The following is an 11,902-nucleotide window of genomic DNA, read 5'->3' as shown; positions in this document are numbered from 1 at the left end:
GGGTTTGGGACCATCTAACGGATAAGCTTAACATATTACCCTTTGTATGGCAATCTTTAAAACAGGCGCTAGGATTTATTTGCCAACTGTCCGCAGGCGGCATCGATGTCCTTCCCACGGGACCGGCGTACCGTAACGGTAATACCATTTTGTTCCAGGCATTCCACATAACGATCGATAACCGATGTAGGTGCCTGCTGGAATTCCCCATCATCTATGGGATTATACTCAATAAGGTTCACTTTGGATGGGGCAAAACGACAAAAATCCACTAAGGCGTCGATGTCCTTTTGGGAATCGTTGACATCCTTCCAAACCACATACTCATAGGTAATCCTACTTTTAGTTTCCCGATACCAATATTCCAGTGCTTCCCGAAGATCTTGCAGCGTAAATGTGGCGTTGAACGGCATGATGGAGGTACGGGTCTCCTCAATGGCAGAATGCAGGGATACGGCCAATTTGAATTTCACCCGCTGATCGGCCATTTTTTTTATCATCTTGGGCACTCCCGAGGTAGAGACCGTAATGCGCTTGGGCGACATCCCCAAGCCCTCGACAGAGGTAATCTTTTCTATGGCCTTTAGAACATTGTTATAGTTCATTAAAGGTTCTCCCATGCCCATAAAGACAATATTGCTCAGGGGCCTGTTGAAATACAGCCGGCTTTCGTTGTCAATGGCCACTACCTGGTCATAGATTTCATCGGGATTCAGGTTTCGCATCCGTTTTAGCCTCGCAGTGGCACAAAAGCGACAATCCAAGCTACAACCCACCTGGCTGGAAACACAGGCGGTGGTCCTCTTTGCGGTCGGGATGAGTACGGACTCTACCACCAGACCATCATGCAGTCTTACCGCGTTCTTGATGGTACCATCCTTGCTGCGCTGCATTTGGTCTACCTTAATGTGGTTGATTACAAAATTGGTGTCCAACAGAAGGCGGGTCTCCTTGGATATGTTGGTCATGGCATCAAAGGAATGGGCCCCTTTTTGCCACAACCACTCATATACCTGATTGCCCCTGAAAGCCTGATCCCCTTGAGCGGTAAAGAACGCCCGGAGTTGCTCCTTTGTCAAGGCACGTACATCTTTCTTTTTTTTGTTCTCCACCAGCTAGTTTTAAAAAATCCCGCCTATCTTACTATACACCAAGATACGACGGGATCATTTTATATTGTGCACATCGATCAAATGATCAACATGGCATCTCCATAAGAATAGAACTTATAGCCTTCTATGATAGCCTCTTTGTAGGCCCTTTTCATAAGATCATGGCCCATAAAGGCAGACACCATCATAAGGAGGGTGGACTTCGGTAAATGAAAATTGGTTACCATACAATTGGCGATGCTAAAATCGTAGGGAGGAAAAATGAACTTATTGGTCCAGCCATCAAAGGTGTTCAAGGTATGTTCCGAAGAAACAGCACTTTCCAGACCTCGCATGGCCGTGGTCCCAACCGCACATACTTTTTTCCTATTGGGCTTGGCGTTGTTCACGATTTCTGTGGCCCGTTCATCAATAATAAGCTCCTCACTATCCATTTTGTGTTTGGAAAGATCCTCCACCTCCACAGGATTAAAAGTACCTAGGCCTACATGCAGGGTAATCTCGGCAAAATCTATCCCTTTGATCTCCAAGCGTTTCAACAAATGTTTGGAAAAGTGAAGACCCGCAGTGGGTGCTGCCACGGCCCCCTCGTGCTTGGCGTATATGGTCTGGTAACGATTTTCGTCCTCGGGCTCTACCTCCCGTTTTATATATTTGGGCAGTGGGGTCTCACCCAGTTCCCTAAGTTTTCTTCTAAAATCGGTATAGGAGCCATCGTATAAAAAACGCAGGGTCCTACCGCGGGAGGTAGTATTGTCTATTACCTCAGCCACCAAACTTTCATCATCCCCAAAGTAGAGTTTGTTCCCAATCCGTATTTTACGTGCCGGATCCACCAGAACATCCCAAAGCCTTTGCTCTTCGTTGAGTTCGCGCAATAAAAAAACCTCTATGCGAGCGCCTGTCTTTTCCTTATTGCCATATAGCCTAGCCGGAAAAACCTTGGTATTGTTTAGGACCATAACATCGCCTTCATCAAAATAATCTATAAGGTCCTTGAACATCTTATGCTCGATCTTTCCCGTTTCCCGATGTACGACCATCAATTTGGATTCGTCCCGGTTTTCGGCAGGATACTCGGCCATTAATTCTTTAGGAAGCTCAAAATTAAAGTGCGATAATTTCATTTAAAAAGGTTTTATTAGGGATTTTTGCGGCTGCAAATATACAATGCGCGAACAGGGGTTGTCAAGTAAAACAGCCAATAAATAAAAATTAAAGTTCGCTTATGTTGAATTGTAGGCTCTTGAGGTCTTTCCAATAATCGGGATAGGACTTTGAAACTACCTCGGCGTCATTGATGATCAGGGAGGTCTTTAACGCCAGGGGGGCGAATGCCATGGCCATTCTGTGATCGTTATAGGTGTCTATGACAACGTCCTTTTTCATCGTGGTAGTCGGCATTAACGTTAAGGTACGGTCCGTGACCGAAATTGCCGCGCCCAACTTTGAAAGTTCCGTTTGCAGGGCCTCCAGCCTGTCCGTTTCCTTGATCTTCAGGGTGTGTAAGCCGCTTAAATGACAGCCCATACCCAGTCCAAAACAGCTAACTGCAATGGTCTGTGCAATATCCGGAGCATTGGACAACTCAAAATCTACGGTAGACAACTGGCATTCCCTTGTTTTGCGAAGTACCACCGTCTGTTCCCCAAAGGCGGTCTCTACGCCAAAACGCTTATATACCTCCGCAAGCACACTATCTCCCTGCAAGCTGTTTTCCCGGTAGGCCGACAACTGTATTTCAGTACCCACGGCGCCCAGTGCCACAATACTGTAAAAATAAGAGGCGGAGCTCCAATCGGACTCCACCACCAAATTAACTGGGTCTACCGACACTTTGGGAGCGATGGTAATCGTATTTCCCTCAAAGGAGTTTTGTATGCCCAACTGCGATAGGAGTCCCAGGGTCATGTCAATATAGGGAACGGAGGTAATCTTACCCACCAACTCCAGCTCCAAACCGTTTTCCAGACGCGCTGCAATCAGCAACAGGGCCGAAATATATTGGCTACTAATGTTGGCGGGCAGGCTTGCCTTTCGTTCCAGAAGTTGTTTTCCTTTGATCTGTATGGGAGGATACCCCTCATTTCCCACATAAGCAATCTCCGCTCCCAAACTGCGAAGGGCATCTACGAGGACCTTTACCGGCCGCTCCGTCATGCGTTTGGAGCCGGTAAGCACCACGTCCCTGCCCTCTTGCGAGGCAAAAAAGGCCGTTAAGAACCGCATGGCCGTTCCGGCATGGTGGATATCCACTTCTCCCCGATGGATCTGCAGTCCTTGCTGCATCACTTCCGAATCGTCCGAATTGGAAAGGTTGTCAATGGTTATGTTAGGATATAAGGCTTGTAATAGCAACAGTCTATTGGACTCACTTTTGGAGCCTGTGATTTGTATGCGGGACCGTAAAAGACTGTTTGGCGGAGCGGAAAGGTGTAATTTCAATTTCTGGGCTGTTTTTACAAAAGATCTTGGCCCATGCGGGCCATTTTGTAACGCTACGGGACATCCGCTGCGAACAAGCTACAAATATACTACTATTTCAGCTTTTCGTTGTTGCGGTGCCTATCGCTGTCGCGCTTCGTCTTCAGGTCCAATTTCCTGTCGAAGGCCGATTGCAGATCTACTCCCGTCTGGTTGGCCAAACAGAGCACTACGAACAGGACATCTGCCAATTCCTCTCCCAGGTCCTTGTCCTTGTCGGAAGCTTTTTCGCTCTGTTCCCCGTATCTCCGGGCAATAATCCGGGCAACCTCGCCCACCTCCTCGGTGAGCTGGGCCATATTGGTGAGTTCGTTAAAATAACGAACCCCATGTTCCTTTATCCAATCGTCAACGACTTGTTGGGCATTTTGTATGTTCATCCTCTTAAATTTTGGATAAAACTACCTTTTCTGTCTCTTTTTCAACGATTTTTTTATACAATTCTTTGATGCTGCCGTAAGCCTGGACCGGGATGACCGCTTGGTTGATCTTGAAATCGGCCATAATCTGAAGCGTATTGGTATCCGGATTCAAAATTCTAAAGATGAAACTTCCCATGTTGTTTTCCAACGCAAGACGTAAGTCCTCGGGTTTGGATGTCACTGTATAGCCTTCCGGAATGGTTATGTTTAGAATATATTTTTTTTGGCGCGGATAAGTAAAATCTATAGGATAATTACGTTCCTCCAATTTAAAGGGGTTTTCCTTGGTCGTATTGAAAAGCAAGGGCGAAAAATAAATCTTATCACCGATAATGTCCAACTGGTTTTCTGAATAAAAATCAAAACTCTCCACAATGGGTTTGCCCAGCACTTTACTATTATCGACCTTATAATTCGAAATTTCCATTCCGGCACCGGTGTTTTCCAACCTTTCCAGATAATCCTCTTCGCTGACGTCATTATAGGTATTCCTGAAAAGATACGCGTTATAGTACGTTAACGACTTTCGAATTTTCCCTGATATATCACCGTTCACGTCCAGGTTTACGCTCATCATTTCAGTTGTAACGGAACGTTTCCCTGGAACCACGGACACAATGGAAGAACTTCCATTTTCCTTTATGATCCGACCGGACCAGTTCAGGGCCGATGTAGGCAATAGATTGGGTTCCGTATACTTATTGCAGGCATCCAATAAAATGGTCTTGTCTGCGATTTGGGCGGACGCGATTACATAGTTGAAACCCTCGCGCGTCGGAAAAAGCGGCACTCCGTTGTCCCGCGTGCTAATCAACACCGGATTCGCCGTCAACCCTGCCTCCCTGAGCATCGAAACCAAAATAAGGTTAATGTCGGCCACGTTTCCTGTCCTTTCTTCATATGCATCCTTCACTCCCTTTTCGGCATATTTCCCAAAATAGCCATTCCAGTTCATGTGCCGTTGTACATGGGAAAAAACTGCCACCATCTTTTCAACATCACTGGACGCTCCAGCAAGAACAGCATTGAGCTGGTTTTTGAAAAACCTGGAATAGGTTAACTGCTTACCAAAGCTGTCACTGTTGTAAATGGTCTTCACCACTTTTTCCCAGGTAGTGGAAAAACTTTCCATAGGAGAATTTGGATACTTTACATATTGGAGCTCGTAATTGATGCTTGACCGGTAGTTGTTCATATTGTTTACATGAGGTTCCTTTTGTAAGGCCGGTACATCCCTCATGGTAAAGTTGGTCGTTTTTATAGTATAGTCAACACTGCTTGAACTATAGTATGATTTTCCAGTATAGTCATCTTGGTCCTTGCGCTTTGTCTGGAAGTTTATCTTCCCCGATTTCGAACCGTATTTTGGGTTAATTCCCAAATATCCTTTCATGCTCGGCTTAAAGGCAAAATATTCCGGAATCGAGATGTTAATATGCTGCTGCTGTATTGGGATATCGTATTGCAGCACAATTTCGTCAATGGAATAAGCAAAAGGCGATACAATTTTATATTCGTATTCCACAACGCTTCCCTCCTTCACATTGGGCATCGTGAACTTCTCTTCATTGTGGTACTTCGAGAGCGATTTGGAAAACATCTCTGAGCTCTTCAGTTTAGTCTTTACCACCTCACCATTTTCCAAAGTATACGTGAAGGCTTTAAGGCCGCTGAGGGATTCCCTGTCGCTCTTGCTTTTGTAAAGTCGCTCTGTAACCGTGGCAAATTTAAAGCCGTTTTTATTGAACAGTTTGGCACGCTCATGAACCCGCGTTATTACCTGAAATCCAACAGATTGTGCATAGGAATAGGAAACATCAACATCCCTATACAGCACTACGGCTGGTGCCGATGAATCCTTTGCATAAACACTTTCCATGAGTTCTTCTTTGGACACTTTTCCGAATTTTACCTCTTGTGCGGTCGTAATCAATACCAGGAACAGGCATATCCCAGTCAATCTAAATTGTGGTTTCCTCATCATTTTGGTTGGGTTATTATCAATTCTACGGATTGCTCTTAACAAGCACCATTTGCGCATTGTCGGCACGGGCCGTTGTTCTTCTAAAATCTCTATAGCTATCGTATTTTTCTTTGGGATAGGCCCCCTCCTTAACAAAGAGGCTGCGCTTATAGACCACTGCTTTCCCATCCTCGCTCAGGGAAGCCGACATGGAATATGCACCAAATTCGTTTTTGATGTTCTTTTCTTCTGGAAGGGCTTCTACCTGATATCCTTCCGGGAGCTGTAGGGTCAGTTCATCCTCATCCAAAAAGCCCCTTTGAATTTCCAAGGGCATCTTCCTATTCCTATATCTATTGGGTACATACCCATTGTTATTGAACACGTTGAGCGTAAACAAAATGCGATCACCACTTTTTGTAGCATAGTTGGTAGCGCTCAAAGAAACCGTTTCCGTAAAAACGATATCTTCCCTATCATTTTTGAACGTATGCTCCTTTACACTTAAATTGTTGATATTGGACCAGTAATTCTTGTAGTGTTTTATAACATCATCGTTGGTTTTGTCTTCCAGGTAAAAACGATTGTCGTATTGTATTCCTTCGGTATTGATAAGCACTTCTGCCTTAATGCCCCCATCGCTATTTAAAGAGCAACTTGCCGAGGTCTTTTGGCGGTTTTCCTCATTCAAATAGGAAGCGGTCGTAGCAAGTTCACCCCCTTGAGGTGTAATGACCAAAACTTTTCTTCCATCGGTGAAATCGCCGATGAATCCAAAGGGATGGATTTGGGAGGTACAATCGATCCAATAATACGTATCATTATACGGAATGGCGAGTATAACATGATCACCCTGCCCCAGATCGGCAAAATCGTCCTCAAAATCCACTTTATCCCTACCCGATTCTACATGGGTATAGTAAGCCGGTACGTCCACTGCATTGAGAAGGGCCTTTGTGTAATTTGACAGCCCCTTACAATCCCCGTATTTTACCCTATCCACATCTATGGCGCTAATGGGCTGTAACCCCCCTATGCCTACCTGCACACTTATGTACCTGGTATTCTTCTGAACATATTCATAAATTAATTTTGCCTTCTCCAAATTGTCCGTGACCCCTTTAACCAAAGATCTGGCCTTTTCTTTCGTTGCTTCCGGAAGAACACCCCTGTCCTTTAAGAGATTGTCATGCATCCATAAGCCAACATCCTTCCAGTTCTGGACCGAGGCATCATAACCTTCGTGGTTAAAGTTTATGGCCCTGACCAAAAGTTTTGGTGCGATCTTACCGAAGGACGGACTTAAATTTTCTTTCCTTATCGCCTCAATATGTGAAGCTTTATAACTGATTTTATTTCCCACATCAGTTTTGGAAACATCGATTCCCGAGATATTTTTTTCCTTAATTATAGGTTTTAACCCTGGAGCATTATATACAATAGTGTATTTACTTTCCTCAGTACTCACCAAAAAACCATCGAGAAAATACCAAGATGGGATATTTCCCGTATTTTGCGTGCTTACCTCATAGGTGAATTCAACTGTATAGGGATACTGCACCGGCGTGTATTCCATATACAATACCCTAGAGTCCGAATATAATGTACCTCCACTGACGGCACTAACATCCCTGAAGTCCTTTCTCTTTATTTTATCCATCTCATTGCCAAATGCATCATAAATCACAGCTTGTACATGTTTTACCTTAATGCTGTTGTTGTAACCTATGGACGTATGGGTATGCTTGTTTCCCAATTTGTTAAGCACGGTAACTACTCTTGTAAGTTTTATGCTCATTTCCCTTTTGGAGAAAAGTTCCACGACCATATCATCCAAACGCACCACGGCATTTGCGTTCTCAGTTAGTGCCTTGTCTAAGGAAAGTATTGTATATGTAGAGTCTTGGGCCGGCAAAAAATGGCACAGGAAAAGAAAGCAAATAGGGAACAAGAAGCGCATTTTGGTTTGGTTTGGTCTGATAACTTTCAATAGCTAAAATCGTAAATTTCTTACAATCACGATAAAAAAATCGATTAAAAGTGTTATTCCCTGTTTTTTGAATCTATAATAATGGTCACAGGACCGTCGTTCAAGAGGGCTACCTTCATATCCGCTCCAAAAACTCCTACCCCAATCTCTTTACCCAAGTCCTGTTCCAGTTGTCCGACGAACTGTTCATAGAGCGGAATCGCACTTTCCGGTTTCGCCGCTTTGATATAGGAAGGTCTGTTCCCTTTTTTTGTTGCCGCATGCAAGGTAAACTGACTCACCACAATGGCGCCGCCGTTCACCGCCATTAGCGATTGGTTCATCACCCCCTGGTCATCGTTGAAAATTCTTAGGTTCACAATCTTTCGGGACAACCATTGGATATCCTCGAGACCATCGGCCTCCTCGATGCCCAATAGAATCAGCAACCCTTCACCTATTTCGGAGATCACCTTCTGGTCCACGGTGACGCTTGCCCGGGAAACTCTTTGCACTACGACCCTCATTTATTTTTCACTGTGTATATCTACCCTGTAATTCTCCTCTTCGCCCGTAATCATCTGTACATAGCTCTGATACCGGCTCCAAGCTACCTCATCCCCCTCCAGTGCTTCCTTTACGGCGCATTGGGGTTCATCCAAATGAAGGCAATTGTTGAATTTACATGCACTCTTTAATTTAAAAAATTCAGGAAAATAATCCCCGATCTCCTCGGCATCCATATCTACGATGCCAAAGCCTTTAATGCCTGGCGTATCTATGATTCGCGCTCCAAAGTCCAGATCGTACATTTCTGCAAAGGTGGTCGTGTGCTGTCCCTGAAGATGCTGTTGGGATATTTCCGAGGTCTTTATGTTCAATTCCGGTGCTATATAATTGATCAGGGTAGACTTCCCCACACCAGAATGTCCCGAAAACATACTGGTCTTGTCCTTCATCAACGCCTGTACCTGATCCACATTTTTCCCTGTCTTCGCGGAAATCCCAATACAGGTATAACCAATGTTACGGTACAGCGCCGCCAGGTACTTTATTTCGGCCAGTTCCTCCCGTCCATAGGTGTCCACTTTGTTAAACAGCAAAATAGCAGGAATTTCATAGGCCTCGGAAGTGACCAAAAAGCGGTCGATAAAACGGGTAAAGGTAACCGGATTGTTCAGGGTCACCATTAAAAAAACCTGATCCAGATTGGCGGCAATAATATGGGTCTGTTTGGAAAGTTTCACCGATTTCCTAATGATATAGTTCCTTCGGTCCTCGATTTTCGTAATGACCCCAACGGTTTCATCGCCTGTGGTTTCCAACACAAACTGGACCACATCGCCCACGGCCACCGGATTCGTACTTTTAATGCCCTTTATGCGGAACTTTCCTTTGATCCTGCACTCATAAAAACTACCCTCCGCGACTTTTACGGTATACCAGCTTCCGGTAGATTTATAAACAGTTCCTCGCATGCATTTTTAAATTTCTTTACAAAGAAACAACAATCCTTTTATACTATCCTTTATATTTGGGCGTTGAAAGCATTATTAACGAACCAATTTATACTTTACATCATGAAGAAAATATTTTTTATCGCTTTTTTGGCCCTTGCGGCAACCATAGATGCCCAGGCCCAACAATTTAAGGTCATTACCAGCGTAGAATCCATCGTTCCTGCTGGAATTGGAAGATCTAGGTTAATCAGTGCCCTGGAAGAAAAGGATTACAAGGAGTTTTCCAGTATTCAGACCGAGGATGACAATACCAGAAACAAGTCAAAAAGGGGCGAAATCCGTGTAAAGAACTTTGAAGAGACCAAATTATTGAACTTCTATAACCTTGGGGGCATCCGTTTTCAAAACATTGCCGCCAATGACGCTTTGATCACTTCAAAAATAAATACCATGGTAGCCGAAGGATGGGAACTTGCCTTTGTTACCAGTGCTGTGGAAAGTGAAGGGGGAAAAGGCGATGGAAACGGAATCTTTATTACCCGATATATCTTTAAGAAGTAGTCCCTACACAGAAATCACAAGATAAAAGGCCCTGTCCAATCGGACAGGGCCTTTGTTATTTCCAGGTCTTAATCTAATCCTGTATAAATATTCTTCCGCCAGCAAAGGTATTTTTGTTGATTTCATTCGGATTGCCATAGACATACACATCGCCGCCTGCCCTGACATTAATGTCCACCTGGTCCGAAGCGAATAATTCGGCCTCGCCCCCCGCAGAGATCTTCACGCTGGAGAACTCTGTCTTTAGGGCCCTCCCCTCAAAAATACCTCCGGTATTAAGGACGATATACTGGCTTTTGGCTAGACCCGAAGTTTCCACAATCCCTCCTGTCACGGCACGTATGTCCGCGTAATCTACCTGCATACCAATTCTAATCCGGGCACCTTCCTGTGCCCGCAACTCGATCCTATCCTGTTCTACGAGTTCATTGCACACTATTTTTGCGCCTTCATTACCATCAATAACATCAAGATCGGTATAGTATACTTCGATCAGGGTATCCTCGCCCAGGAATTTTTTCTCCAGGTGCATTTTCAGTTTCAGCACACCATTTCTATTGGTCCATTTGATATCGTGCACGTTATGGCCCTTGATCAAAATCCGGTTTTCATCAGATTTTATCAGGTTCACCTCAATAAGATCAAAAACCTTGATCTCTTTAAAGTCGCCTACTTCCGTATCAATGATTCTTTGGGCGGAGAGATTGGTGGCCACCAATATTACGCAGAGTGTAAGTAATCTTTTCATCGTGTTCCTATTTAGCGTTTGCATAAAGATAAAGGCAATTCGGATCTGTTACAGTGTACGTCAAAAAAAAATCCCGATGTCTCGGGATTTTTCAATAGCTAAGCCTTTATAATTTTCTCCTGATGATTTATGGACTCCTGGTGGATGGCCTTGAACATGCGCAATACGAATTCTTCACTGAGCCCATTGGACTCGCCTTCCAAGATCATTTTGCCCAAAATGGCGTTCCAGCGGTTCGTCTGCAGTACGGCGACATTCCTTTGCTTTTTAAGCTCCCCGATACTGTCCGATATCTTCATGCGCTTGCCCAAAGTGTCGATCAATTGGTTGTCTATGATGTCTATCTGGGCCCTGAGATTGCTCAGCCTGCTATTGTACTCGGCTTCCTCATCCGTTTCCTTACGTATTCTAAGATCTTCCATGATTTGAACCAGTTTTTTAGGGGTTACCTGCTGTGCGGCATCACTCCATGCGTTGTCCGGGTCCCAGTGCGTTTCAATCATTAGGCCATCAAAATTTAAGTCCAATGCGGTCTGGGAAACATCGAAGATCATATTCCTTTTCCCGGTAATATGCGAGGGATCATTGATCAAGGGCAGGTCTGGGAACTTGGTCTGCAGTTCAATGGCCAGTTGCCACTCCGGAATATTTCGGTATTTGGTCTTCTCGTAAGTAGAGAACCCTCTGTGGATTACCCCCAGCTTTTTGATGTTTGCCGTATGGAGCCTTTCTATGGCCCCAAGCCACAAGGGAAGATCGGGATTTACCGGATTTTTTACCAGCACCACCTTATCCGTGCCTTCCAGGGCATCAGCGATTTCTTGAACAATAAAGGGACTTACGGTAGAACGTGCACCGATCCAAAGCAGGTCTACATCGTGTTCCAATGCCAGATCCACATGGGCCCTATTGGCCACTTCGGTCGCGGTTTTTAAGCCCGTTTCTTCCTTTACCTTTTGCAGCCACTTCAACCCAATGGCGCCAACACCCTCAAAATTGCCTGGACGGGTCCTGGGCTTCCATATTCCGGCCCGGTAGTAATTTACATCGGTGTCCTTAAGTTCTTGCGCAATGCCCAACACCTGTTCTTCCGTCTCTGCACTACATGGCCCTGCGATTACCAATGGGTGGCTCAATGCCATATCGTCTAACCATGTCCTCAATTGTTTTGAATTTTTCACTG

Annotated in this window: 11 protein-coding genes; 1 reads left to right on the top strand and 10 read right to left on the bottom strand. The window is 44.7% G+C overall.

Annotated elements, in window-relative coordinates; genetic code table 11:
* Positions 1-68: 68 nt before the first annotated feature.
* From rlmN to rsgA, 8 genes are all read right to left on the bottom strand, one after another.
* Positions 69-1,112 (bottom strand): dual-specificity RNA methyltransferase RlmN, encoded by a 1,044-nt coding sequence (rlmN, locus tag ACRD67_RS05075; protein WP_430965954.1) that lies wholly within the window; start codon positions 1,110-1,112, stop codon positions 69-71.
* A gap of 77 nt (positions 1,113-1,189) precedes the next feature.
* Positions 1,190-2,239: a tRNA preQ1(34) S-adenosylmethionine ribosyltransferase-isomerase QueA gene (queA, locus tag ACRD67_RS05070; RefSeq protein ID WP_430965953.1), complete on the bottom strand. Its 1,050-nt coding sequence runs from the start codon at positions 2,237-2,239 to the stop codon at positions 1,190-1,192.
* A gap of 88 nt (positions 2,240-2,327) precedes the next feature.
* Positions 2,328-3,557, bottom strand: coding sequence for a 3-phosphoshikimate 1-carboxyvinyltransferase (locus tag ACRD67_RS05065; protein WP_430965952.1), 1,230 nt, complete (start codon positions 3,555-3,557; stop codon positions 2,328-2,330).
* Positions 3,558-3,649: 92 nt separating this feature from the next.
* Positions 3,650-3,976, bottom strand: a complete 327-nt coding sequence (locus tag ACRD67_RS05060) for a nucleotide pyrophosphohydrolase (protein ID WP_430965951.1) — start codon at positions 3,974-3,976, stop codon at positions 3,650-3,652.
* A 4-nt stretch (positions 3,977-3,980) separates the two neighbouring features.
* Complete coding sequence (locus ACRD67_RS05055) at positions 3,981-6,002, bottom strand: DUF3858 domain-containing protein (RefSeq protein WP_430965950.1); 2,022 nt, start codon at positions 6,000-6,002, stop codon at positions 3,981-3,983.
* 22 nt (positions 6,003-6,024) lie between these two features.
* Positions 6,025-7,941 (bottom strand): DUF3858 domain-containing protein, encoded by a 1,917-nt coding sequence (locus tag ACRD67_RS05050; RefSeq protein ID WP_430965949.1) that lies wholly within the window; start codon positions 7,939-7,941, stop codon positions 6,025-6,027.
* Positions 7,942-8,024: 83 nt separating this feature from the next.
* Complete coding sequence (dtd, locus tag ACRD67_RS05045; RefSeq protein ID WP_430965948.1) at positions 8,025-8,477, bottom strand: D-aminoacyl-tRNA deacylase; 453 nt, start codon at positions 8,475-8,477, stop codon at positions 8,025-8,027.
* Positions 8,478-9,428 (bottom strand): ribosome small subunit-dependent GTPase A, encoded by a 951-nt coding sequence (rsgA, locus tag ACRD67_RS05040; protein WP_430965947.1) that lies wholly within the window; start codon positions 9,426-9,428, stop codon positions 8,478-8,480.
* A 102-nt stretch (positions 9,429-9,530) separates the two neighbouring features.
* Here rsgA and ACRD67_RS05035 point away from each other — a divergent pair, with 102 nt between their 5' ends.
* Complete coding sequence (locus tag ACRD67_RS05035; protein WP_430965946.1) at positions 9,531-9,971, top strand: hypothetical protein; 441 nt, start codon at positions 9,531-9,533, stop codon at positions 9,969-9,971.
* A 73-nt stretch (positions 9,972-10,044) separates the two neighbouring features.
* On the opposite strand, the gene ACRD67_RS05030 is transcribed toward ACRD67_RS05035, so the two are convergent.
* Positions 10,045-10,719, bottom strand: a complete 675-nt coding sequence (locus ACRD67_RS05030) for a head GIN domain-containing protein (protein WP_430965945.1) — start codon at positions 10,717-10,719, stop codon at positions 10,045-10,047.
* A 98-nt stretch (positions 10,720-10,817) separates the two neighbouring features.
* On the bottom strand, positions 10,818-11,900 hold the full coding sequence (locus ACRD67_RS05025; RefSeq protein ID WP_430965944.1) for a chorismate mutase: 1,083 nt from the start codon (positions 11,898-11,900) through the stop codon (positions 10,818-10,820).
* Positions 11,901-11,902: the final 2 nt, after the last annotated feature.

The sequence above is a fragment of the Eudoraea algarum genome (genome assembly GCF_050589645.1).
Taxonomy (GTDB): Bacteria; Bacteroidota; Bacteroidia; order Flavobacteriales; family Flavobacteriaceae; genus JBNGOQ01.
This window is presented reverse-complemented; position numbering and strand designations above follow the sequence as displayed.

Coding starts and splice junctions, on each gene's coding strand:
- queA (WP_430965953.1), bottom strand. CDS start 2,239: ATGAAATTATCGCACTTTAATTTTGAGCTTCCTAAAGAATTAATGGCC.
- ACRD67_RS05060 (WP_430965951.1), bottom strand. CDS start 3,976: ATGAACATACAAAATGCCCAACAAGTCGTTGACGATTGGATAAAGGAA.
- ACRD67_RS05055 (WP_430965950.1), bottom strand. CDS start 6,002: ATGATGAGGAAACCACAATTTAGATTGACTGGGATATGCCTGTTCCTG.
- ACRD67_RS05050 (WP_430965949.1), bottom strand. CDS start 7,941: ATGCGCTTCTTGTTCCCTATTTGCTTTCTTTTCCTGTGCCATTTTTTG.
- dtd (WP_430965948.1), bottom strand. CDS start 8,477: ATGAGGGTCGTAGTGCAAAGAGTTTCCCGGGCAAGCGTCACCGTGGAC.
- rsgA (WP_430965947.1), bottom strand. CDS start 9,428: ATGCGAGGAACTGTTTATAAATCTACCGGAAGCTGGTATACCGTAAAA.
- ACRD67_RS05035 (WP_430965946.1), top strand. CDS start 9,531: ATGAAGAAAATATTTTTTATCGCTTTTTTGGCCCTTGCGGCAACCATA.
- ACRD67_RS05030 (WP_430965945.1), bottom strand. CDS start 10,719: ATGAAAAGATTACTTACACTCTGCGTAATATTGGTGGCCACCAATCTC.